At 67.1% G+C, this 20,102-nt stretch carries 23 protein-coding genes; 10 read left to right on the top strand and 13 right to left on the bottom strand.

What is annotated here, in order from left to right; all coding sequences use genetic code 11:
• Positions 1-695: 695 nt before the first annotated feature.
• The 5 genes from AC1DX5_RS20865 to AC1DX5_RS20885 form a co-directional block, all read right to left on the bottom strand.
• A complete protein-coding gene (locus AC1DX5_RS20865) occupies positions 696-1,511 on the bottom strand; it encodes a LytR/AlgR family response regulator transcription factor (RefSeq protein WP_465170491.1) in 816 nt (271 codons plus the stop codon).
• Positions 1,508-2,647 carry a sensor histidine kinase gene (locus tag AC1DX5_RS20870; RefSeq protein WP_478017222.1) on the bottom strand — a complete coding sequence of 380 codons (1,140 nt, stop codon included), beginning with the start codon at positions 2,645-2,647 and terminating at the stop codon, positions 1,508-1,510. The genes AC1DX5_RS20865 and AC1DX5_RS20870 overlap by 4 nt, the downstream gene beginning before the upstream one ends.
• Before the next feature lie 83 nt (positions 2,648-2,730).
• A complete protein-coding gene (locus AC1DX5_RS20875; protein ID WP_478017223.1) occupies positions 2,731-3,213 on the bottom strand; it encodes a hypothetical protein in 483 nt (160 codons plus the stop codon).
• Positions 3,210-3,656 (bottom strand): helix-turn-helix domain-containing protein, encoded by a 447-nt coding sequence (locus AC1DX5_RS20880; RefSeq protein WP_478017224.1) that lies wholly within the window; start codon positions 3,654-3,656, stop codon positions 3,210-3,212. The genes AC1DX5_RS20875 and AC1DX5_RS20880 overlap by 4 nt, the downstream gene beginning before the upstream one ends.
• Positions 3,657-3,821: 165 nt before the next feature.
• The gene (locus AC1DX5_RS20885; RefSeq protein ID WP_478017225.1) at positions 3,822-4,697 is read right to left on the bottom strand and encodes a TolB family protein; all 876 of its coding nucleotides are present in this window, start codon (positions 4,695-4,697) and stop codon (positions 3,822-3,824) included.
• Between the two features lie 248 nt (positions 4,698-4,945).
• Between AC1DX5_RS20885 and AC1DX5_RS20890 the strand changes: the two genes are divergently transcribed.
• Positions 4,946-5,422, top strand: a complete 477-nt coding sequence (locus AC1DX5_RS20890; protein WP_478017226.1) for a GNAT family N-acetyltransferase — start codon at positions 4,946-4,948, stop codon at positions 5,420-5,422.
• Here AC1DX5_RS20890 and AC1DX5_RS20895 read toward each other — a convergent pair.
• Positions 5,394-6,725, bottom strand: a complete 1,332-nt coding sequence (locus tag AC1DX5_RS20895; protein ID WP_478017227.1) for a YceI family protein — start codon at positions 6,723-6,725, stop codon at positions 5,394-5,396. The genes AC1DX5_RS20890 and AC1DX5_RS20895 overlap by 29 nt on opposite strands.
• A 125-nt stretch (positions 6,726-6,850) precedes the next feature.
• Between AC1DX5_RS20895 and AC1DX5_RS20900 the strand changes: the two genes are divergently transcribed.
• Together AC1DX5_RS20900 and AC1DX5_RS20905 are read left to right on the top strand one after the other, a co-directional pair.
• Complete coding sequence (locus tag AC1DX5_RS20900) at positions 6,851-8,143, top strand: chymotrypsin family serine protease (RefSeq protein WP_478017228.1); 1,293 nt, start codon at positions 6,851-6,853, stop codon at positions 8,141-8,143.
• Positions 8,144-8,693: 550 nt separating this feature from the next.
• Positions 8,694-8,819, top strand: coding sequence for a hypothetical protein (locus AC1DX5_RS20905; protein ID WP_465170483.1), 126 nt, complete (start codon positions 8,694-8,696; stop codon positions 8,817-8,819).
• A gap of 205 nt (positions 8,820-9,024) precedes the next feature.
• Here the strand turns inward: AC1DX5_RS20905 and AC1DX5_RS20910 are convergent, their stop codons facing one another.
• Entirely contained in the window at positions 9,025-9,294 is a 270-nt protein-coding gene (locus AC1DX5_RS20910) for a hypothetical protein (RefSeq protein WP_465170481.1), read from the bottom strand.
• Positions 9,295-9,402: 108 nt separating this feature from the next.
• On the bottom strand, positions 9,403-9,597 hold the full coding sequence (locus tag AC1DX5_RS20915; protein ID WP_465170480.1) for a hypothetical protein: 195 nt from the start codon (positions 9,595-9,597) through the stop codon (positions 9,403-9,405).
• A 301-nt stretch (positions 9,598-9,898) separates the two neighbouring features.
• Between AC1DX5_RS20915 and AC1DX5_RS20920 the strand changes: the two genes are divergently transcribed.
• Positions 9,899-10,315 (top strand): hypothetical protein, encoded by a 417-nt coding sequence (locus AC1DX5_RS20920; RefSeq protein ID WP_465174699.1) that lies wholly within the window; start codon positions 9,899-9,901, stop codon positions 10,313-10,315.
• A 280-nt stretch (positions 10,316-10,595) separates the two neighbouring features.
• Positions 10,596-11,612, top strand: a complete 1,017-nt coding sequence (locus tag AC1DX5_RS20925) for a proline iminopeptidase-family hydrolase (protein ID WP_478017229.1) — start codon at positions 10,596-10,598, stop codon at positions 11,610-11,612.
• A 6-nt stretch (positions 11,613-11,618) separates the two neighbouring features.
• Here AC1DX5_RS20925 and AC1DX5_RS20930 read toward each other — a convergent pair whose 3' ends face one another.
• Together AC1DX5_RS20930 and AC1DX5_RS20935 are read right to left on the bottom strand one after the other, a co-directional pair.
• Complete coding sequence (locus AC1DX5_RS20930; protein WP_478017230.1) at positions 11,619-12,095, bottom strand: SRPBCC family protein; 477 nt, start codon at positions 12,093-12,095, stop codon at positions 11,619-11,621.
• A 25-nt stretch (positions 12,096-12,120) separates the two neighbouring features.
• Positions 12,121-12,984, bottom strand: a complete 864-nt coding sequence (locus AC1DX5_RS20935) for an SDR family oxidoreductase (protein WP_478017231.1) — start codon at positions 12,982-12,984, stop codon at positions 12,121-12,123.
• Positions 12,985-13,087: 103 nt separating this feature from the next.
• On the opposite strand from AC1DX5_RS20935, the gene AC1DX5_RS20940 reads away from it, so the two are divergent.
• Positions 13,088-13,981: a LysR family transcriptional regulator gene (locus AC1DX5_RS20940; RefSeq protein WP_478017232.1), complete on the top strand. Its 894-nt coding sequence runs from the start codon at positions 13,088-13,090 to the stop codon at positions 13,979-13,981.
• Positions 13,982-14,070: 89 nt separating this feature from the next.
• Here the strand turns inward: AC1DX5_RS20940 and AC1DX5_RS20945 are convergent, their stop codons facing one another.
• Positions 14,071-15,360, bottom strand: coding sequence for an HWE histidine kinase domain-containing protein (locus AC1DX5_RS20945; protein WP_478017233.1), 1,290 nt, complete (start codon positions 15,358-15,360; stop codon positions 14,071-14,073).
• Positions 15,361-15,449: 89 nt separating this feature from the next.
• On the opposite strand from AC1DX5_RS20945, the gene AC1DX5_RS20950 reads away from it, so the two are divergent.
• Positions 15,450-15,689 carry a hypothetical protein gene (locus tag AC1DX5_RS20950; protein WP_478017234.1) on the top strand — a complete coding sequence of 80 codons (240 nt, stop codon included), beginning with the start codon at positions 15,450-15,452 and terminating at the stop codon, positions 15,687-15,689.
• Positions 15,659-16,105 (top strand): hypothetical protein, encoded by a 447-nt coding sequence (locus tag AC1DX5_RS20955; protein WP_478017235.1) that lies wholly within the window; start codon positions 15,659-15,661, stop codon positions 16,103-16,105. Before AC1DX5_RS20950 ends, AC1DX5_RS20955 begins: the two co-directional genes overlap by 31 nt.
• 14 nt (positions 16,106-16,119) lie before the next feature.
• Here AC1DX5_RS20955 and AC1DX5_RS20960 read toward each other — a convergent pair whose 3' ends face one another.
• On the bottom strand, positions 16,120-16,923 hold the full coding sequence (locus tag AC1DX5_RS20960; RefSeq protein WP_478017236.1) for a LytTR family DNA-binding domain-containing protein: 804 nt from the start codon (positions 16,921-16,923) through the stop codon (positions 16,120-16,122).
• Between the two features lie 138 nt (positions 16,924-17,061).
• On the opposite strand from AC1DX5_RS20960, the gene AC1DX5_RS20965 reads away from it, so the two are divergent.
• Complete coding sequence (locus AC1DX5_RS20965) at positions 17,062-18,042, top strand: alpha/beta hydrolase family protein (protein ID WP_478017237.1); 981 nt, start codon at positions 17,062-17,064, stop codon at positions 18,040-18,042.
• Between the two features lie 146 nt (positions 18,043-18,188).
• Entirely contained in the window at positions 18,189-19,115 is a 927-nt protein-coding gene (locus tag AC1DX5_RS20970) for a ThuA domain-containing protein (protein WP_478017238.1), read from the top strand.
• 104 nt (positions 19,116-19,219) lie between these two features.
• Here AC1DX5_RS20970 and AC1DX5_RS20975 read toward each other — a convergent pair whose 3' ends face one another.
• Positions 19,220-19,921, bottom strand: coding sequence for a VIT1/CCC1 transporter family protein (locus tag AC1DX5_RS20975; protein ID WP_465170472.1), 702 nt, complete (start codon positions 19,919-19,921; stop codon positions 19,220-19,222).
• Positions 19,922-20,102 lie beyond the last annotated feature (181 nt).

Below are 20,102 nucleotides of genomic sequence, written 5' to 3' on the forward strand. Positions count from 1 at the left end.
ACCTGGGATGAGAGCGCCCGAATGTCCGGCATTGGTGGTTAGGCGACAGGCAGCTTTTGGCGCAGAAGCTCGGCATAACTACCCTTGTCGCTACACCCCATTCGCCGATCACAGCAGGTCCTTACGGGTTTTGGTGGTCGAAAGTTTGTTCAAGCATAATGTGGAGAGTTCGCGCCGCCGGTGTCCAGCAATCATATATCGACGAAGTAGATAGATGCTTGCCTCCGGCAGAAAGTGACATCTTCGGTACCCCGGAGTTGCTTGGAGCGAAGAGAGCGTAACCTCTGCCATTGGCGGCAACGCACTTTTGATTAGACGCCCCATTTACGAGTACGGCATCAAAAGCCTTGCGGACGCTAGTGAGTTTTTCGCCGCTGAGCCGGCCTTTGCGCGATTGCGGCGACGGGAGGTTGGTGGGCCAACCTTCCGTCGGGGTGACGATTGAGTAGCTCCCGGTCGAGAAATCGAGATACAGAAGCGTCGGAGGCGTAAATTCCGACATCTCAATATCAGATATGACGACGGTCTCCGATTGCCTGGCTTCCGCCGACGTCGCCAGACTCGCAGCAACGCCTAAAATGACGGCGAAAAGCATAGTTTTCCAATCTTATTGGATGGCTGTTTTGAGCGTAAGCGATAGCGCATTGGGCATCTATAACCGGGCTGAAACCCGTCGTCCCGCCTCACGACCACCCCTATTCCACCCCCACACCCCCAGGCCCATCCCGCTCCAGCAACAACTCCCGCAGCCGCTTCGCATGCACCCGCCCCGCGGCAATCCGCGTGCCGCCCTGCAGGATCACCTCGCGCCGCCCGGTCGGCGTCCGCCGCACCTCGGTGATCCGCGACAGCCGCACCAGTGCCGCCCGGTGCACCCGGATGAACTGCGCCGGATCGACCCGCCCCTCGAACGCGCGGATCGACAGGCGCAGCAGATGCGATGTCGCGCCGGTGTGGAGCCGCACATAATCGTCCTCGCTGCTCACCCAGTCGACCAGGTCGAGCGGCACGCGCGTCAGGCTGCCGGTCGCGCCGCGGATCCACAGCTCGGTCTCATAGGGCGACCGCGCCTTGGCGTGGAACTCGGCGCGCAGATCCTCGATGATCGCGCGCATCTCCTGCACCTGGCCGACCGAGCTGTCCGCCGCCAGCCGCGCCCGCGCCCGGTCGATCGCCTCGCGCAGCCGCGGCGGGTCGATCGGCTTCAGCACATAATCGACCGCCGAGACCTCGAAGGCGCGGATCGCGAAATGGTCGAACGCGGTGATGAAGATCACCGCCGGCGTCACGTCCCTGGGCAGCCGGTCGAGAATGTCGAACCCGGTCCCGTCGCGCAGCCTGATGTCGAGCAGCGCGATGTCCGGCCGTTTCTCCGCGATCAGCGATACCGCCTCGTCGCAGCTCATCGCCGATCCCAGCAATGTCGCGCCGGGAATGCCGCCAAGCACGATCTCCAGCCGGCGCAGCGCCAGCGGCTCGTCGTCGACGGTGACGATGCTGAACGCGCTCACCGCGCCAGCTCGAACGGAATGGTGACGCTCACCTCATAGGCCCCCGGTCCGCGCACGACCGACACGCGCTGCGCCGGCCCATAATGTTCGGCCAGCCGCTCGCGCACATTGGCCAGGCCGATGCCGTTGGTGCAGGGCGCCGGCGTCGAGGGCCCGACCGTGCCCTTGTTGCCCACCCGTACCACCAGCTGCTCCCCATCGCGCTCGGCCGACAGGCGGATCGCGGTCGGCGGCATCGACTTGGCGACGCCGTGCTTGATCGCGTTCTCGACCAGCGGCTGCAGGATCAGCGCGGGCACGGCGGCGCGGCGCAGTTCCTCGGGCAGGTCGATCGCGACGCTCAGGTCGGGATAACGCATCTGCTCGATCGCCAGGTACCGGCGGTGCACGTCGAACTCATGCTCGATCGGCACGTCGATCAGCGGGTCGATCGACAAAGTGGAGCGGAAGAAGGTCGACAGCCCGGTCAGCATCTTCTCCGCCTCCGCGCTTTTCCCGTCCAGGATCAGCGAGGAGATGGAATTGAGGCTGTTGAACAGGAAATGCGGGTTGATCTGGTTGGAAAGCGCGCGGAGCTTGGCATTGTGCGCCAGGTTGCGCAGCTCGGCCGATCGCCGCGCCTCCTCCTTCGCGTCGAAACTGTATTCGATCGCCAGGTACAGCCCGGTCCAGGCAATGAAGAACCAGGACCAGAGCGACAGCACATGCGCCGCATCGTTCCAGCTGATCACGATCATGCGCAGCGTCCGCCCGTCGAACGCGGCAAAGGCGAAATAATTGAGCCAGGCAAAGAGCTCGGCGACCAGCGGCGCGGTGACCGCGAGCGTCAGGGCGCGGGTGCGGAAACTGCGATGCGACAGGCGGCGCAGCAGCCGGTGCATCAGATAACAGACCGAGATGCCGATGCCGTAGACGAGCCCGCGCACCCCGGCCACGGCCAGCTGGTGCGGATTGCCCGCCAGATAGCCGAAAAAGGTGAAGATGGTGAAGCTCGCCCCCCACATGGCAAGCGTCACCACCAGCTTTGCCCTGGCTTCCGCCCGGGTCTCGACGCGGCCCCCCGCCCGGCCATCCCGCACGTCCGACTCCTCGACGTAAAAGGGCTCGCGCCCGGCATTGGGGGTCAGACCGTCCACGCGCCGGGTGTCGCAAATCATCCCCGGCCTGTCGACTGACGCTCACCCCCTCGGAATCGACGTTCGGCCGCTCGGGCGCCGGCTCAGGCCGTGACGACGACCGGGTCGACACCCCGGCCGAGGCCGCGCAGCGTGATCATCGCCATCGGGATGCCGACACAGACGATATGCGCGAACAGCGCGCTCGTCACGCCGCGCGGCTTCAGGCTGGGGAACGCCTCCGGCCAGCGCAGCGGCAGCACGATCCAGTACATGACGAGATACAGCGCGACGCCATAAGCGATGCCGGCGATCAGCGGATGCGCCGCGACCAAGGGCAGGCGCCACGCGGCGGTGACGAACACCCCGACCATCACCGCCATGATCGCGAAATGCACCGCCAGCCCGGCCAGCGCCGTCGGCACGCCGCCGCTGTTCATGCCCTCGCCGAACGGCCCGCTCGCGACGCTGTGCAGCACGTCGATCGGGGCGGTGCCGCGCAGGCCGGCAAAGACGATCGCGTAGAGGATATCGAGCATCCCGCAGATCAGGGTCGCGCTCAGGATGGTCCTGCCGACCGCGGTCATGCGTGTTCCCTCCCCGGCACGGCCGGCCAGTGCTCGCCGCAGATCCACAGCGACGTCGATCCCCGGACATCGGGCTCGACCCGCAGGCGCAGCCCCCAGCCGCGCACCGTCTCGATCGGATCGGGCGCCCCCGCCGCGGCGAATCTGCGCCGGATGCGATAGACATGGACCTCGATGGAGTCGGTGCCATAGCCCAGCCCGCGCAGGGTCGCGGCAATATCGGCGTAAGCGGCGCGACCCCTGCGCACGAGCAACCCAAGCATCGCCGCCTCGGTCGGGGAGACCGGTATCGCCACGCCGTGGCGCAGGATGCCGGCCGGCCCGGCGGTGGTGGCCAGCGCGCCGCGCCGCGCCGCGACGCCGTCCTGCTCGATCACCGGCCGCCAGATCGCCGGCGCTGCCGTCGCGCGGCGGGGTATCTCGGGTATCGCAGGTGCGTGCATCGGGCTCTCCCACCGCGGTCTCTTCCGCAGAACAGCCGGTGCCGCGCCGAAACCCAAGCCTTCAGCGGTCCAGCGCCATGATGGCGCGGGCAAAGGCCTGGTGGTTCGCTCGAACGGTCGTTTCGCGCGGGCGAGGCGCAGGGGGCGCCCATATTCTCGATCCCGTCAGTCGGGGTTATCGCCTCGCATGGCGGACAGCACCGCCGCCAGGTCCGCCGACCACAGGTCGAGCCGCGTATCGCCGGGTCCGCAGGCGGCCGACCAGTGGAACTTGCCCACGCGCGACACCGACGGCCCGATATTGAGCCCCGCCGAACAGTTGATCGCGGGCGGCAAGGGGCCATCGTCCCGCCAGGCGCCCGCGCGCAGCGTCGCCAGATGCAGCGTCGTTCCGGCTTCGCCCTCGGCATCGCCGCGCGTGAAGATGATGTGCCGGGAATCGCCGGCAAAGGTCGCGTCGAACTCGTCCTCGCCGGTCTCGATCGCCGCGCCCAGTCCGGCCGGCGCGCCGATGCCGCCCGGTCCGACCGGCACGAGATAGAGATCCTGCCGGCCCGATCCGCCCGGCCGGTCCGACGAGAAGAGCAGCATCCTGCCGTCCGGCGACAGCGAGGGCGCCCATTCCTTGCCTGGCGTGTTGACCATCGGGCCGAGCGCGCGCGGCGTGCCATAGCGGCGCGTGCGCGGGTCGAACGCGACGCGGTACAGATCGTCCCCGCCCGCGCCGCCCGCCCGGTTGGAGAAGAACAGGACGCTGCGCCCGTCGGGGGCGAAGGCCGGGTCGAAATCATTCGCGGCGCTGTTGAACGGCAYCGGCACCGGTGGCGACCACCGCCCCCCGACCAGCCAGGATTCGACGATCTCGAGCGCCCCCCGATTGACCACGCCCCACAACCGGTGGCGCCCATCGGGCGAGACGGCGAGCCGCACGTCCGACATCGGCGTGGAGATGGCGAGCCGCTCCACGGCGGGGGTGGCCGCCGGCGCGGCAAGGGCGGTCGCGGCAAGCATCGAGGCGAGCGCGAGTCGATGGGAGGTCATGCGAGGATCATTCCCGCGGTACCGGCGCCAGGCAAGCGCTGGCCGCGCCGACGGTCTTATCGTGTCGGTCAACGTCGCCCGAAACGCCCTCCCTTGCCCTTCCCCGGCGGAGGCCGGGGTCCAGTTGGGGGAGGTTCGGAAATGAGCGCCCCACCCAGTTACTACGGCCTTCCCAACTGGGCCCCGGCCTCCGCCGGGGAAGGGCAAGTGGGTGGCGCAACCGCGCCTGTCACGACATGATCGCCGCCATGACCGCCCCCATCACTCTCCGCCGCGCTGGAGCCGCGGACGCCGCGACCATCCGCGCGCTGGTCCGCGAGGCCTATGCGCCATGGGTCCCCATCATCGGCCGCGAACCCCGGCCGATGAGCGCCGATTACGACCAGGCGGTGCGCGATCACCGTATCGACCTGCTCTATCTGGGCGACACTCTCGCCGCGCTGATCGAGACCATCGACGAGGCCGATTGCCTGCTGATCGAGAATGTCGCCGTCGCCCCGGCCTTCCAGGGCAGGGGCCTTGGCCGCCACCTGCTTGCTCATGCCGAGGCGCTGGCGGCCTCCGCCGGCCATGCCCGTATCAGGCTCTTCACCAACAAGCTGATGGAGGCGAACCGGCGCCTCTATGCGAGCCTCGGTTACGGTTTCGACGGCGAGGAGGCCTTCCCCGGCGCGATTGCCGTACACATGAGCAAGCCTATCGGCCCGGTTTCCGGTCGGCCTTGATCGCCACGGTCACCGTCACCCCGGCCTTCACATCGGTGGTCGCTTTCCATTCCCCCTGGCCGACCCCGAAGACGGTGCGGTCGATCACCGTCGATCCCCGCATCGTCGCGACATCGCCGTCGATCGTCAGGGTGAAGGGCAGGGTCAGCGGCCGCGATACGCCGCGCAGCGAGAGCGTGCCGATCGCCTCGTAGCGGTCGCCCGAGCGGTGGCGGAATCTGGTGGCGGCGAAGGTCGCGGTCGGGTGCGTCGCGGCGGCGAACCAGTCCGGGTCGGGCAGCGCGCCTTCGGTATCGGCGACGCCGGTCTTCGCCGAGGTCATGTCGATCGTCACCTTGACCGACGACGCGTCGAGCGCGGCCGGATCGAACAGGATGACCGCATCCCAGCTGCCGAAGCGCCCGTCGACCGGCCCCTCCGACCAGCTCGTGGCGAACGACAGCGACGAGGCGGCGCGCCGCACCGTCCAGCGCGACGGCGCGACCGGCGTCGCCGTCGCTTCGGGCGTCGGGCTCGGCTCGGGCGTCGGCGGCGCGCCAGGCGTGATGGTCGGCGAGGGCAGGGCGGCCGGGACGGCCGCGGCGACAGGCACGGGCGTCGCGGCGGGCGCCGGCCCGGCCAGCGGGGTCAGCCGGATCAGCGTCGCGATGGCGGTCAGCCCGATGATCCCCGCGATGGCGACCAGCGCCGCGGCGCCGAGCGACCTTGCGGGCACCGGGATCATCCGCGCCAGATCGCCGCCGCGCTCGAGGAACTGATGCTTCAGCGCGCCCGCGACGTGCAGGAACAGCACGGCATAGGAAAGATAGATCAGCGCATGATGGCCGATCTCCGCCGCTTCCTCGACACCCGCCTTGGTCCCGGGCGCGAGGCCGGGCACGCCGGGCACATGCGGCCAGGGAATGGTGCTGAACAAATAGGTCGGGATCGCCGTCTTGCTCGCCGAGACGAGCAGCCAGCCGGTCAGCGGCAGGCCGAGCAGCAGCCCATAGAAGCCGACATGCACCGCATGGGCGAGCCGCTTTTCCCAGACCTTCATCGTCGGCGGGAAGGGCGGCGGCGGATTGGCGATGCGCCAGGCGAGCCGGACCAGGGTCAGCAGCAAGATGGTGATGCCGACCGACTTGTGCAGCTGGAACACCGCAAAGGTCTCCGGCCCGCGCGGCCCGTCCATCCGCCAGCCGAGCCCGATCTGGACCGCGAAGCACGCCGCGATCGCCCAGTGCAGCAGGATCGCGCCGGTCGCATAGCGGGCGGGCGGCGGCGGGGCGGCGCTGGCGGGCTCGATCTGCGTGTCGGTCATGGCGAGGCTCCGCGGGAGGGGGCGTATCGGTACGATAGCGGCGGCACCGCGCCGGGCAAGCGTGCGCAGCCGCTATTCATCGCCCCCGCTATTCATCGCCGGTGCATTGGGGCATCATTATCATCATGAGCATGCGCCACGCTGCCCTTCGCGCCGCCATCGCCGCCGTCCTGGCCACGCTTTCCGTTTTTCCCGCCGCCGCTCAGGTGCCAGCCCAGATACCGGCCGCCGCGCCACAGGCGCAGCTCGTGCCCGCCGCCGTGCCGGTGGAGACGCCGGCCGCGGCGCTGGCGCAGGACGCGGCCGACTATGCCCGGCAGAACCGCGTGCCGCTCGACGAGGCGATCTTCCGCCTGCGTGCGCAGCAGGAAAGCGTCGCGGCGACTGACCGGATCGCGTCGCTCTACAAGGATCGGCTCGCCGGCATCTCGATCGAGCATCATCCCGAATATCGCATCGTCGTGCTGCTTACCGGCGATCAGCCGGTCGAGGACGCGGCGGTGGTCGCGGGCGGGCGCACCATCGGCATCACCTTCCACACCGGCGCGCCGGCGACGCGCGACCGCATCGTCGCGGCGATCGAGAAGCACCAGGCTGAAATCCGCGCCGCGCTGCCGCGCCCGCCCGGCATGGGCGTCGATCCGCGCAGCGGCGAGCTGGTCGTGATGGTCAATGGCGCCGATGTGGCGGCGATCGATCCGGTCGCGCTCAGGCAGAAGCTGACCGATCTGGCCGGGGTGCCGGTGCGCATCCGCATCCTCGGCCGCGACGCCAACAGCGCGATGGATGTGGGCGGCGGCTCGCGCGTGGTGGGGATCAACCCGGTGGACGGGCGGCGCTACGCCTGCACCACCGGCTTCGTCGTGACCGACGGCGCGCGCACCGGCGTGGTTACCTCGGCGCATTGCCCCGACACCCTCTCCTATGTCGATCGCGCGCGGCACGAGACGCCGCTCCAGTTCATCGGCCAATGGGGCTGGGGGTTCCAGGACGTGCAGGTCCATGTCAGCGACGCGGCGCTTCGGCCGCTTTTCTATGCCGACACCGCGAAGACCGAGGCGCGGCCGCTCACGACCTGGCGCAACCGCATCAGCACGCGCGCAGGCGACGTCGTGTGCCACCGCGGCGAGACGACGGGCTATAGCTGTTCGCAGGTCGAGCTGGTCGATTACGCGCCCGCCGGCGATCTGTGCGGCGGCGCCTGCCTGCCGACCTGGGTCGCGGCGAATGGCCCGGTCTGCCGCGGCGGGGACAGCGGCGCGCCGGTATTCAGCGGCACCGTCGCCTTCGGCATCGTCAAGGGCGCGAGCTACCGCGCCGACGGGAGCTGCATCTTCTATTATTACATGTCGACGGATTATCTGCCGCCCGGCTGGTCGCTGCTGCACGGCGACGGGGCGGGGCGTCCCAGTCCCTGAAGACGAACAACCCCGCCAGCGGGGGGGGGGGGAGAGCTGGCGGGGCGTTCTAGATCTGAAGCGGCACGAGGGGGGACAGGAAACCGCTTCGGGAATAAGAACACCCAAGCGGAAAACTGGTTCCCGAGATTTTTCGAAAAATCGAGCGCGCCTGGCGCGTGTTCGAGTTGGGTATCTACCCTCTCCGTTCCCCCTGAGCTTGTCGAAGGGCTGTCCTTTCTTCTGCGGAAGAGAAGAGCAAGGCTTCGACAACCCCGGATCAAGTCCGGGGCCGAACGGGGAGGGGTGATTCCAGCCAACTATGTTTTGCTCGGCACCGGAGACGGCGCAACCTCGTCCAGCTTCTGCTCGAATATCGCCGTCGCCTTGGGGCCGAAACAGACGAACGGGATATGGGCGATCGCCCGTGGTTCCTCGGCGAGAAAACCAGTCCCAGTCGGTCGCGCCGTATCGCATGGCTTTTCCTGTCGCATCCGCGCGCCCGGAACCAAGCCCCGGAACCAAGCGCGGCATGCCATCGTTGCCATGCCGTGGAAACGAGGAAAGCGCCATGGTGCTCGACCCCGACGAATCGCCTTTTCATGTGGTGGAGCAGCGCGGGTTGAGCCGCGGCGCGATGGCGACCGTCCTGCTGGTCATTCTGGTCGTGATGGGCGCGCTCGTCTTCCTGAGCTGACTGGTTCGAGCGGCTCGACCGACAGCTCGAGCATCAGCGCGACCAGCCGGTCGTCCAGGCTCTCGTCATCTACGTCCCAGCCGTAGCTCGATCGCAGCGCCTGGCCGGTACAGGCAAGCTTGTCGCGATCCGGCGGGACGGGGAGGGCCGTCTCGGCCGACGCGGCAGCGCGGCCGCGCCAGGAGGCGATGCGGCGCCACATGCCTTATCGTGACGGGATCGGCGGATAGGACGGGCTGTCTGCCGGGCCGGAATCGGCCAGTTCGAGACGATCGGGCGATCGCTCGGCCAAGGCCGTCCGCGATCCATAGGCGCTGCCGGGATAGATATCGCCCGGTGCCTCATATTGACGTTGCGTATAATAGGGATCCATGCCGGCGGTGGTGTAGGCGCTGGCCAGGACGCCTGCAGCAACGCTGCCGGCAAGGCATGCCGCCGCGATGGCGATCTTCGGTACCTTGCCTGACAGGTCCACGGCCGATTCTCCCGGTTCGGGCAAGGAAACGACCGGCAACCGGACCTGTTCCTTCCGTTCGCTGTGCTGGTCGTCGGGCGGGACGGGCCGAGCCCCCCGCGACGCGCGTCAGGCGGCCTCGGCCGCCGGCCCGCCCTCCGGGTCGTTGGCGCGTTCGAGATAGGATTCGGCGATCAGATAATGCGCGTGCACCACCGCCGGGTGCTCGGCGCGTTGCGCCAGTTCCAGTTCCTGTTCGGCCCGCAGGATGTACCAGGATTCGTCACGTTCTTCAGCCGGAACGACCGGCGCCTTCTCGCGCATTTTCGACAACTCTCAAGGGGGGGTCCGCTCGCCCCCGAAGACGCCCGGCCCGTGGATCGGTTCCGCCGGAATCGACGAAACGCGGCGGATCGCGGTGGATCGCTACAACCGGCAACAACCGCCAGAGTGGCTGTAGGCGCTGTTGTTTTTCCGGCATGTTCGGAAGGATTACAGGTAGGTCAGGATATGGCCCGGTTCGATGTCGGGGACGTTGCCATTGGCCACGTCAGCAGGAGGTTGATGGCGGAGCAGCAGTCGAACCTGAATAGCGACAGGTGCTTTTGACGGCGAAGTGGAACAAATGATGAAGAGCATCCTGGCATCCCTGCTGGCGTGTACGAGCGCCGCGCTCGCCGCGCCGCTCACCCCGAGCCAGTTGAATGACAGGCCAGATGACTATGACGGGAGCGCCGTCGTGGTGAAAGGCTATCTGGCGATAAGCCCGGGAGGGCATGTACTATACAGCGCGAAGGCCGATCTCGATCTGTTTTCCGACCTTGCCAAGGTCACGGATCTCAAAAGTGCCCTGCACCGATGTCTGACGATCTATTACACGCCGGCCCTGAAGAAGAAGCTGATGGCGCGGAACATGGCCGATGTGGTGCTGAAGGGCAGGTTCCACGCCCATTATATCAAGGAGGACGTCGTCGACCCCGGCGCCTGTGTCGGGCCCACGGCCATGGTCGTCGAAGAGATTCTTCCGGAAAAGGCCGGCTGATCCATCGCCTTGACCTGTCATCCGCGAGAGCGGCGGGCCCAATGACGAGGCGCACAAAGACGATCAGCAAGCAGATCCAGTATGGGTCGGGTGAGGTGCCTTGCTCCGTGCGGGATCGCGGGCGATGGTCGGCACACGCAATCACCCTGACATCATTTAACCGCCGCGTCGTCCTTTGCGTCTTGCGACTCCGCACGAAAATCATCAGGGCGCGGGCGTCATCGGCGCGGCTGAGTCAGCCCGCCGGTTGGTTACCGTTTCGACGACATCGAGGAGCAGCATGATGAAGTTTGTTATGGCCAGGGCGGTCGCGCTGGCCGCGGCAGTCGCCGTTCCGGCGGCGGCGCAGGACGTGCCGCGCACCTATCTCGATTCGACCGGCAAGGCGGATCAATGGTCCGGCGGCGTGCGGATGGTGCCGATCAAGACGCCCAAGGGCGAGTTCAACGTCTGGACCAAGCGGGTCGGCAACAATCCCAAGCTGGCGGTGCTGCTGCTCCATGGCGGCCCCGGCGCGACGCATGATTATTTCGAGCCGTTCGACAGCTTCCTGCCGCGCGAGGGGATCGAATATATCTATTACGACCAGCTCGGTTCGGGCCGGTCCGATAAGCCGACCGACACCGATCTGTGGACGCTCGACCGCTTCGTCGACGAGGTCGAGCAGGTCCGCGTCGCGCTGGGCCTGGCCAGGGACAATTTCTGCGTGCTCGGCCATAGCTGGGGCGGCATTCTCGCGATCGAATATGCGCTGAAATATCCGGCGAACCTGAAATGCATGGTCGTGTCGAACATGATGGCCTCGATCCCGGCCTATAACGCCTATGCGCAAAAGACGCTGATGCCGGCGATGGACCAGAAGCTGCTCGCCGAGGTCAAGGCACTGGAAGCGAAAGGCGACACGGCCAACCCGCGCTACATGGAAATCCTGGTGCCGCTGCATTACGAGCAGCACATCCTGCGCCGCCCGGCGGCCGAATGGCCCGAACCGCTCAACCATTCCTTCGCGCAGCTCAACACGCAGCTCTACACCTTGATGCAGGGCCCGAGCGAACTCGGCGCGAGCGGCCGCCTGGTCAATTGGGACCGTTTCGCCGACCTGGCGAAGATCAGGACGCCAACCCTCGTCATCGGCGCGCGCTACGACACGATGGACCCGGCCTATATGGCGGCGATGGCGAAGAAGCTGCCCAACGGCCAGTTCGCGCTGATGCCGGAGGGCAGCCACATGGCAATGTATGACGACCAGCAACGCTATTTCGCGGCGCTGACGGCGTTCCTCAAGGCGCGGGAATAGGGCCCCCTACAGCCTATCTTCCGCGAGCAGCTCCCGGGTTCGCTTCAAGGTCGACAATAGCGCCGCCTTATAGCCCTGCTCGCTGTCGAACTGCGCCTGCTCGGCCCGTTCCTCCGGGCCGTCGGGCGCCTTTCCGCGCAGGCCGAGATAGCAATAGAAGCGCAGCAGCAGCAGCGCGCCGCTGTCGTCTTCGAACAGTTCGTTGACGATCGCGCCCTCGCGCGGCCCGCTGGCCTGGAAGAAGGTCACCTTGCTCCCCGGTTCGAGCGTGATGATCTCGCGCAGGTCGAGGCCGCCGATGGTGGCGTCGCGCACGAAATGCGTCGCGCTTTCCTCCACCACGTCGCAGCGTGTGCAGAGTCCCGGCGGGAGGAACAGGCGCGCGTCGCGAGCCTTGCGGACCAGGCCCTTCCAGGCCTGGTCGCGGGTCAGGGGGATCTCGCCTGCCGGGTTCACCGGGACGGTGGCTGTCGAATACATCATGGTCGTGTTCCTTCTGGCGGGGGTTTCAAGCCGCGCTCTCGGCGGCGAAGTCCCGGTACGTGCGCAGCGGGCGGCCGAGCATCGCGGTGAGACGCTCGACGTCGCCGGCATCGGGGATCATGCCGTCGGACTGGAAGCGCTCGGCCATCAGCCGCATGTCGAACGCGGTCCAGCTCGGCAGATGTTGCCGGAGATTCTGTTCGAACCCGGCGGTGTCGTCGCCCGGATAGACGACCGGGCGGCCCAGCACGTCAGACCAGATCGCGGCGACGGCCGTACCGGTCAGCGTGTCGGGGCCGACGAGATTGAACCGCTCGAGCGGCAGCGGCGTGGCGGAACGCTGGCGGCGGAGCAGCTCGAGCGCCGCGATCTCGCCGATGTCGCGCGTGTCGATCATGGCGAGGCCCTTGCCGCCGATCGGCATCGGGTACACGCCGTGCCCCGTCACCACATCCTTGATGGTGAGGTCGTTCTGGATGAAATAGGCGGGGCGCAGGATGGTGGCGTTGAGGCCCATCTGCTCGATCATSCGCTCGRCGSCGAACTTSACCGCGAAATGCGGCACGTTCACATASASGTCRSYGTGGATCACCGASAGATAGACGATCCGCTGAATGCCCGCCTCGCGCGCGAGGTTGAGCGCGACCAGCGCCTGGGTGAATTCGTCGGCCGCGACCGCGTTGAGCAGGAACAAGCTGGACACGCCCGAAAGCGCGTCGCGCACGGCATCGACGTCGAACAGGTCGCCCCTAGCGATGGCGACGCCCGCCGGGAGGTTGGCCTTGGCGGGATCGCGGACGAGCGCGCGGACGTCGGCACCGCGCTTGACGAGCTGTTCGACGACCTGGCCGCCGATGGCGCCTGTGGCGCCGGTAACGAGAATGGTCATGAGGTATCTCCTGTGCTTTGCCGAAGCGGCACCCTGGAAATAGTGTTCCATATTTCTGCCAATAGTCGCTATATCTGGACACATCGTCTCATTGGTGGAACGGATGGACCTTCTCGCCCTCACCGATTTCAACCTCGTTGCCCGGCATGGCGGCTTCGGCCGCGCGGCGCGGGCGACCGGGCGCCCCAAGGCGACGCTGTCGCGCCGGGTCGCCGATCTCGAGGCGAGCCTCGACCTGCGCCTGTTCGAGCGTGGGTCGCGCGATCTACGGCTCACCGAGGAGGGGCGCGCGCTGTTCGAGCGGTCGGGCGCGCTGCTCACCGAGCTCGACGAGACGGTGGCGGCGATCGCCTCAGGCGGGGAGACGCCCAGGGGCAGGCTGCGGATCAGCGCGCCCTTGCTGTTCTCGCAAACCGCGATGGGGCGCCTGGCCGCGGGTTTCGCGCTGCGATATCCCGATGTCCGGCTCGAGATCACGACCGAGGACCGCGCCGTGGACATGGTCGAGGAGGGCTATGACCTGGTGATCCGGGTCAATCCCGACCCGGACGAGACGCTGGTCGGCCGCGCCTTTCTGAGCGATCGGCTCGTTGCGGTCGCGAGCCCGACCCTCGTGCGACCGGCTGACGGGTCAGCCGTCCCGGCGGTCGCGCGCGGATCGATCGACACGGCGGCGATCTGGGAGATCGAGACCGCGAACGGACCCGAGACCATCCGCGTCGCGACGGTGCTCAGCCTGTCGTCGCTCATCATGGTCCGCGATGCGGTGCGGGCCGGTGTCGGCGCCGCCCGGCTGCCGATCTCGCTGGTCAGCCATGATCTGGCGGCCGGCACGCTGACCAGATGGGGAGACGTGGGCGGGCCCGAGATCAGGCTATGGGCGCTCTACCCGTCGCGGCGGCTGCTCAGCGCGCGCGTCGGCGCCTTTCTCGATTTCCTGAAAGAGGCATTCCCGACCGGGACGCCCGACGAGCTTGCTGCCTATGTCGCTGGATAGGTGGACGCGCTTGCCCGATCGGACATCGATGCGATGATTCAGATCGACGCAACCGCGACTGGGGGCAACAGCGTCTCTTTGGCGGGAGGCTAGGCCGCAGCCATCGCTTCCGGCTCCGCGGCTTTGCGGCTTACGGTCACGGCGTCGAGGGGCACGTCCATCGTGTAGACGAAGCCGCTGGGCCTGTAGTCAAGCGCGACCTGGCCCTTCAGCTGCTGGCCCAGCGACGTCATCATCCGCGTGCCGAAACTCTTGCGGGTCGGCTCGCTGACGAGCGGCCCGCCGGTCTCCACCCATTCGAATTGAAGGCGATCGCCATCGACCCGCCAGGCGAGATGGACCTGACCTTCGGGAACGGACAGGGCGCCGAACTTGGTCGTGTTGGTGCAAAGCTCGTTCAGCGTCATCGCAAAGGCGATCACGGACCTCGACGTGATGCGGATATCCTCGCCGGAGACGCGGAAGCGACCGCTGCCCTGGTCGAACGGCTCGATCGCGCTGCGGATGGTGCTGTCGATCGTCGCGTTTTCCCAGCTTACCCGGGTAAGCAGATCGTGCACACGGGCGAGCGCCGCGAAACGCCCGTCGATCGCGGCGCTCGCATGCGCCATGCTGGGCGCGGTGCGCAGGCTCTGATGGGTGATCGCGCCCACCGTCGCGAGCATGTTCTTGATCCGGTGGTGCAGTTCCGCGTGGATCAGGTGCTGCAGCTTGTCGGCCGCCTCGCGTTCCTCGGCCTCGATGCCGGCCTGGACGAGCAGGGCGCTGGCGTCGATCCCGGCCTGCTCCAGCGCCAACCTGAGGCTGTCGTTCTCGGTGGTGAGCGCATCCTTGAGTGGCTGATTCTCGTCGATGATCAGTTGCTGCTTCTCGGTATCGAGCACGGTCTTCAGGAGCAGGGCCTTGGCATCCATGCCTGCCTGCTGAAGGCGATGGCGAAGCTCCTTGTTCTCCGCGGTCAGGGGATCGTCGGCGGCGATCAGGGCGGGCATGACTTTCAGCACACCCGCGCCGACCATTTTCTGGAGCTCGAGAATCATCTGCTGGATTTCGAGCGGCTTGGGGAAGAACCGGCTGTCGACCGGCTTGTCGGCATCCGTCACCGCGATCTGCCCGGAGACCAGCACGATCTTGATGTGCGGCCAGCGCGAATGGACCGCATGAGCGAGCTTCAGGCCGTCCATGCTCCCCGGCATCTGAATGTCGGTGAACAGCAGCGAGATATCGTCGCGCGATTCGAGGACCTGCATCGCTTCGTCGGCGCTTACGGTCTCGATCGGGGTGAAGCCGGCGTCCTCGACGATATCGACCGCACGCATGCGCAGGACCATCTCGTCCTCGACAATCAGGACGATCGGTGTGGGGCCAGGCGCCGTCATGGAAAATACCTTCGGGTGCTCCGCTCTTCCCGACTGGGAGACGAAAGGCCCAGCATGGGCGTGCGCGGCGGTGCCGTGACTGTCAAGCAATGCCGATGGTCAGTGGTGGGCAGGTGGCGCCCGAACTGGTAGCTGAGCGTTGTTCGGGGGATTGCAGCGTGATTGTCGGTGATCGAAATTCGTTCGCGATCGAAAGCTCGATCACGAAAGCCTATCCCTCTCTTGGCCTGCTGGCGCTGGGCTATTTCGTGGTCCATATCCGGGGCAAAACATATGGCGTGCAGGAACCGACGCGACGATGCTGGCGTGTTCGTTTGATGAAGTACTAAGGCGCCTTGATCGGCGCGGCACGCATCGAGTTTCGTATCTGCTGGAGATTGGCGCTCCGTTGATTGCCGAGGCCTATCTCGACGCCAGATACCGAGAAACCACGCGGATCGATTATTTTTCTCGTACAAAATCGGCGTTCACCGACGATCTTTATGACGTCAAGGTCCCATGGGCGCCGGATGGAGACGCGGCCTTTGACGACGGCAGCTACATCCTGCAGTTCGATGTTAGGGAAAAAGTTCGCCTGATCGCCTTCCAGAACCTGGAGTGCCCGGTGGAGACTGCCAATTCCGTCGAAGAAATCTGGCTCGAAAGCGATATATTCTACGGCGTTCTTGCCGAATGGAGCGAGCGGTTTGCCGCGGACTGGGCGGACCGGCTAGGCGACGAGAATCCAGAGGCCGGCCCTCTCTGATATTGCCGCGTCCGTCAGCGCGGAGGAACCGTCTCTACCCGCAAGCCGTCGCGTTCCTCATCGCCAATCCATCCCGCGGCTTTGAGATGGATGACGGCGGAGCGTGCCACCGGGGCGATCACCCCGTTCGAGAGGTGGAGCCGCATCGATCGGGCGTTCCCTTCCACTTTTTGCACCGCATGGCCAGCAACCCACCAGGAGCGATGCGTCCGCAGGCCGTCGGTCTCCATGGCCTCGATCGCGCGGGCGAGGGGCATCAGGATCAGCTCCGATCCGCTCGGCCGGTGCACCCGGACGTAATGATCCTCCATTTGCAGCGCGAGCACGTCCCTGCCCAGCGGGCCCGGGGTTGAATCGAGGAGCGGCGGGGAAACCGGATCGGGCGGTGGGCGACGCGTGATGAACGCGGCGCCGACCATTGCGATCAGCCCGATCGTCGTCGTCTGGGTGAACCAGAGCAGCCAGGACGGCCCGAACCGGCTGAGCTCGGGCCACAGCCAGAAGGCGACCGTCCGTGTCGCGATGGCTTCGGGTATGCTGAGCAGCAAGGTCGCGGCGATCAGCGAAAGCCACCATGTGAGGGACCCCGCGCGCGCGAACGAGGTGACGAACCGGAACCCGGCGCCGTAGAGCATCAAGGCCAGCAGTACCGAGGCGATCCAGTAACCCGTGCGCTGGACGGGGCCGCCATTCGCATAGCTGCCGAACGGGCCCAGCGCCGCCAGGATGCAGCCGGCGACGATCGCGATACCGATCCAGCGCAGCACGGACAGGACTGTCCCGCCGGCAAGACGCTCGCGGATCGCGGGAAATATCATGCGGGCGTTCTACCGCGACGGTGACGGCGGGCAAAGCCCGTTCGCCGATCCGCGAACCCATTCGCCCATTCGCGAAACGCGGCTTTCGCCGGGTGTTGCGACATGCCCATCAGCGCCGCACCCCTGATGGAGATTGCCATGTCGTTGCGCCTCGCCTTTGCCGCCCTTTTCCTGTCCTCGCTCCTGCCGCTCGCCATTCCGGCGGCCCATGCCCAGCCGGTACAGGCCGGTTTCGAACGGCGGACCACCGCCGACGGGATGGAAGTCGGCATCTGGTATCCGGCGTCGGGTACCCCCTCCTGGCAGCGGCTCGGGCTGTTTGCGCAGGAGGTGGTTGCCGACAGCAAGGTGCCGAGCGATCGACATCCGTTGATCGTCATGTCGCATGGCACAGGCGGCGATTTTTCCGGCCATGTCGATACCGCCGTGGCGCTGGCCCGCGCCGGCTTCATCGTCGCGGCGCTGACGCATCCCGGCGACAATTGGCGCGACAACAGCCGGGCCACCCGGGTCGAGGAACGCCCGGTCGCGGTCAGCGCCCTTATTTCGTACATGCTGGGCGCGTGGCCGGGGCATGCTTCGATCGATCCGGCGCGGGTCGGCGCGTTCGGCTTTTCGTCCGGCGGGTTCACCGTCCTCGCCGCGGCAGGCGGGCGGCCCGACCTGACGCGCCTGGCGGATCATTGCGCGCAGCATCCGGCCTTCTTCGTGTGCACGCTGCTGAAGACGCAGCCGCGCACCATGGCCGGCGCCTGGCCGGTTATGCGCGATTCGCGCATCAAGGCGGTCGTCGCCGCTGCGCCGGCGCTGGGTTTCGCCTTCGATCGCGCCGGGCTGGCCGAGGTGCGCGTGCCGGTGCAGCTCTGGCGGGCGGATGACGACCAGATCCTGCCCGCGCCCTTTTATGCGGATGCGGTGCGGGCGGCCCTGCCCACCGCGCCGGAGTTCCACGCCGTGCCCGGTGCCGGCCATTTCGATTTCCTCGCCCCCTGCGCCGACCAGACCGCCATGCCGCAACTGTGCCGGAGCGCGCCGGGCTTCGACCGGGTCACCTTCCATGCGCAGTTCGACGCGGAGGTGGTGCGGTTCTTTACGGCGCGATTAAAGCGCCAGCGCTGATCGGCCAAGCCCGAGGAATGACAGGCGCCAGTCGCAGAAAGCCCTGTTTCATTGTGCCACCGACCCAGCTAGGTTGCTGGACGAATCATATAGTATATTTGATTGCCTGATCCCGAAGCCGGGGCTGGCGCATCGGGGGAGAGGGCATGCTGAAGTCGGTGGTGATCCGTGTCGGTCGTTCGATCGGCAGCGCGGCGGGGTTCGTAGCGCTGGTTTTGCTCGCCGCGAGCGGGGACGCGGCGCCCGCCGCGCTGGCCCAGGCGGAGGCAGCGCCGCCCAAGAAGATCCTGTTCCTCGCCGGCCCCAAGGAACATGGCCCGCCCGGCCGGCACGAATATGAGAAGGACCTGCGCGAACTCGCCTGGTCGATCGATCATGCGGGCAATCTGAAGGGCCTGAAGACCGAAGTGATCGTCGGCCGGCCGCCGCGCGACCTGAGCGTTTACGAGGATGCCGCCGTCATCGTGATCGATGGCAATGGCGACTGGCTCAAGCGCGAAACGGGCATGCTCTTTCCGCAGGCGCAGGACACCAATGGCCGCGTCTATGACGCCGAGGCGACTGCCTGGCTGAAGAGCTTCGACGAGCTGATCAAGCGCAAGCATATCGGCGTCGTCATGTTCCACTACACGATGTGGATCGATAACTGGGCGGGGCGGGCCTATGTGCTCGACTGGCTGGGCGGGACGTGGATCCCCTATGCCTCGCACAATCCGGTCGACACCTGGGCGGTGAAGCCGCTGGCGCCGAAACACCCGGTCCTGAGCGGGGTGAAGCCCTGGACGTTCCGCGACGAGATGTATTCGCGCTATTTCCTGTTCACCAATCCGAAGCGGACCGAACTGCTGTCGGGCATGCCCAAGGATCCCAAGAATGGCGGGCCGGACCCGATCTCCTGGGCCTATGAACGGCCGGACGGCGGGCGGGCATTCGTGTGGGGCGGGTCCGACTTCCACGACAATATGCACGGGTTCGCGGACTATCGGCGGTTCCTGCTGAACGGCATCGTGTGGGCGGCGGGCGCCGATGTGCCGCGCGGAGGTGTCGTTTCGCCCCCGCCGCCGGAGATGTGAGGGGCTCCGCCGCGTTCGGCCGCGCGCCGATGCGACATCCCGGCGCGGTATTGCCGCGCCGACACGTGCGCTTATCGCGGCCGTGCGACCAGCGCCGCGATCGCTTAGACTGCGGTGCCGACGAGCTTGCCGATGCCGGCGGTCAACGCCATGGCGAGGGCGCCCCAGAAAAAGACTCGCAGCACCGACCGCATCACTGGCGCACCGCCCGCCCTGGCCCCCAGCGCGCCGAGCAGGGCCAGGCACAGCAGCGACACGCCGGTGACGAGCGCGATGATCGAGCCGGCCGGCGCGACCGTCACCGCCAACAGTGGCGCGGCGGCCCCGACGCTGAACGTCGCGGCGGAGGTGAACGCCGCCTGTAACGGCCGCGCCGTCGAAACCTCCGAAATGCCGAGTTCGTCACGGGCATGGGCGCCGAGCGCGTCCCTTGCCATCAGCTGGTCCGCGACCTGCCCTGCGAGCGCCGGGGTAAGACCCCGCGCGACATAGATGCCGGCCAGTTCCTCGCGCTCGAAGCCGGGCTGATCGCGAAGTTCCCCGCTTTCGCGGGTAAGGTCGGCCTTTTCGCTATCGGCCTGGGAGCTGACCGAGACATATTCGCCTGCCGCCATCGACATCGCGCCGGCGACGAGAGACGCGATGCCGGCCAGCAGAATCTCCGGCCTGGCCGCAGAGGAAGCGGCAATGCCGACGATCAGGCTGCCGGTAGAGACGATACCGTCATTGGCGCCAAGCACGGCCGCGCGCAGCCAACCGACGCGCGAGACGGTGTGGCGTTCGGGATGGAGCGGCAACCGAGACATCAGCGCGTTATCGCAGCGCCCGGGGACCGTTGCACTACGTAAAGTACCGAAGCCGTCATCGCGCCGGCATCGTTTCGATCAGACGCGCAAAAAATGCCCGGACCGCGAGGCCCGGGCACTCAGTTTTACGCAATCCTGCGCTGACATCCATCGAGGGAATCGGCTGAACGTCAACGCAGGG

The sequence above is a fragment of the Sphingomonas sp. P2_B6 genome (genome assembly GCF_056404755.1).

Bases quoted from the DNA above. Each gene is read 5' to 3' on its own strand.
- AC1DX5_RS20875 (WP_478017223.1), bottom strand. From the start codon at position 3,213: ATGACCGCGGTCGGCAGGACCATCCTGAGCGCGACCCTGATCTGCGGG.
- AC1DX5_RS20880 (WP_478017224.1), bottom strand. From the start codon at position 3,656: ATGCACGCACCTGCGATACCCGAGATACCCCGCCGCGCGACGGCAGCG.
- AC1DX5_RS20890 (WP_478017226.1), top strand. From the start codon at position 4,946: ATGACCGCCCCCATCACTCTCCGCCGCGCTGGAGCCGCGGACGCCGCG.
- AC1DX5_RS20895 (WP_478017227.1), bottom strand. From the start codon at position 6,725: ATGACCGACACGCAGATCGAGCCCGCCAGCGCCGCCCCGCCGCCGCCC.
- AC1DX5_RS20900 (WP_478017228.1), top strand. From the start codon at position 6,851: ATGAGCATGCGCCACGCTGCCCTTCGCGCCGCCATCGCCGCCGTCCTG.
- AC1DX5_RS20905 (WP_465170483.1), top strand. From the start codon at position 8,694: ATGGTGCTCGACCCCGACGAATCGCCTTTTCATGTGGTGGAGCAGCGC.
- AC1DX5_RS20915 (WP_465170480.1), bottom strand. From the start codon at position 9,597: ATGCGCGAGAAGGCGCCGGTCGTTCCGGCTGAAGAACGTGACGAATCC.
- AC1DX5_RS20920 (WP_465174699.1), top strand. From the start codon at position 9,899: ATGATGAAGAGCATCCTGGCATCCCTGCTGGCGTGTACGAGCGCCGCG.
- AC1DX5_RS20925 (WP_478017229.1), top strand. From the start codon at position 10,596: ATGATGAAGTTTGTTATGGCCAGGGCGGTCGCGCTGGCCGCGGCAGTC.
- AC1DX5_RS20930 (WP_478017230.1), bottom strand. From the start codon at position 12,095: ATGATGTATTCGACAGCCACCGTCCCGGTGAACCCGGCAGGCGAGATC.
- AC1DX5_RS20940 (WP_478017232.1), top strand. From the start codon at position 13,088: ATGGACCTTCTCGCCCTCACCGATTTCAACCTCGTTGCCCGGCATGGC.
- AC1DX5_RS20945 (WP_478017233.1), bottom strand. From the start codon at position 15,360: ATGACGGCGCCTGGCCCCACACCGATCGTCCTGATTGTCGAGGACGAG.
- AC1DX5_RS20950 (WP_478017234.1), top strand. From the start codon at position 15,450: ATGCCGATGGTCAGTGGTGGGCAGGTGGCGCCCGAACTGGTAGCTGAG.
- AC1DX5_RS20955 (WP_478017235.1), top strand. From the start codon at position 15,659: ATGCTGGCGTGTTCGTTTGATGAAGTACTAAGGCGCCTTGATCGGCGC.
- AC1DX5_RS20960 (WP_478017236.1), bottom strand. From the start codon at position 16,923: ATGATATTTCCCGCGATCCGCGAGCGTCTTGCCGGCGGGACAGTCCTG.
- AC1DX5_RS20965 (WP_478017237.1), top strand. From the start codon at position 17,062: ATGTCGTTGCGCCTCGCCTTTGCCGCCCTTTTCCTGTCCTCGCTCCTG.
- AC1DX5_RS20970 (WP_478017238.1), top strand. From the start codon at position 18,189: ATGCTGAAGTCGGTGGTGATCCGTGTCGGTCGTTCGATCGGCAGCGCG.
- AC1DX5_RS20975 (WP_465170472.1), bottom strand. From the start codon at position 19,921: ATGTCTCGGTTGCCGCTCCATCCCGAACGCCACACCGTCTCGCGCGTC.